We start from the raw sequence: 997 nt of genomic DNA, 5'->3' as shown, positions 1-997 counted from the left end.
TGCATATCGAGATAGCGGATGTCCACGCTCCAGACCGCGTGCGCGGTTGCTGCCGCAAAGGGCATGGGCTGGGCTGGGGTCGTTGGCGGTTTGGCTGGCGGTGGGTCCAGCGCCCGAAGGCGTGCTAAGACGCGATTAATCGTGCGGCGGCTATAGACAATGCCCTGCTGCTGTTTCAACGCCGCGCGAATGCGAAAGGCCCCGAGGCGCGGATTCGCGCGAAGCTGTTGAATGGCGGCAACGCCCTCGGTCGTCACGACCCGTGCGCCAGGTTTGCGAGCACGCGAACGGGGATACAGCATGGCCAAGTCTTCGCTGCGAAAGCGGGTCACGATGGTATGGACGGTTTGCCGACTGGTCTGGAGGTAGGCGGCAATGCGCTTGGTTGGCCATCCTTCGAGATGCAACCGTAGCACCGCCGACCGCCGTGTTTGGTGATCCATGGAATGAAATACCGGAAAACGCCGGACAACGGCAGGCGCAGGCGGGGTTTCCCGGAGGATGCGTTGAATGGTGGTGTGGTGTGGGCGGTAGGCAAGTTGGACTTCACAGATGCGACCGAGTTCATGGGGCGTAAAGTCAGGATAGTCCGCAATGAGGCGGCGGATGAGCCGTGGGACTTCGGCAGGCAAACGGGCAGCATGGGGGGCTTCGGCTTCCAACAAGCCCTTGATGCCCTGACGATCAAACTGTTTGACGCGATGATAGAGGGTGCGGATGGGGGTTCCGGTTCGCCGTGCTTGATGTTCTGCGGCATCGCCAAAGAGCACAATGGGGCGAATGGTCTCATAGCGGCGTTGTTCAGGCCAGACCAGCCGAAATGAGAGCTGTTCCCACTGGTCGGTTGCCGGAGCGGCGGTGGATCGAGCCATCTGGACACCCCCATGGTTGGATCGTTGTCATCCCATAGGGCATCATAGCGAGTTCCAAATGGATACACAAGCAGAACATCTGCACCACATCATGGCTGCAACGGGAAGTGAACGCCCGCGTCAAG

At 60.6% G+C, this 997-nt stretch carries 2 protein-coding genes; one reads left to right on the top strand and one right to left on the bottom strand.

The window, feature by feature from the left end; genetic code table 11:
* Positions 1-443: helix-turn-helix domain-containing protein (locus tag DEF47_RS11715; RefSeq protein ID WP_287045144.1), on the bottom strand; the 443-nt coding region annotated here is incomplete at its 3' end.
* Positions 444-446: 3 nt separating this feature from the next.
* On the opposite strand from DEF47_RS11715, the gene DEF47_RS11710 reads away from it, so the two are divergent.
* Positions 447-824, top strand: a complete 378-nt coding sequence (locus DEF47_RS11710; RefSeq protein WP_287045142.1) for a hypothetical protein — start codon at positions 447-449, stop codon at positions 822-824.
* The last annotated feature ends 173 nt before the right edge of the window (positions 825-997 follow it).

This window comes from Herpetosiphon sp. (assembly GCF_003512625.1).
GTDB classification, from domain to species: Bacteria; Chloroflexota; Chloroflexia; order Chloroflexales; family Herpetosiphonaceae; genus Herpetosiphon; species Herpetosiphon aurantiacus.
Note: the sequence above shows the minus strand (reverse complement) of the source record. Positions and strands in the feature narration are given on the sequence as shown.

What these genes read in the sequence shown, in the direction of transcription:
- DEF47_RS11710 (WP_287045142.1), top strand. Translation starts at nt 447, where the DNA reads ATGAAATACCGGAAAACGCCGGACAACGGCAGGCGCAGGCGGGGTTTC.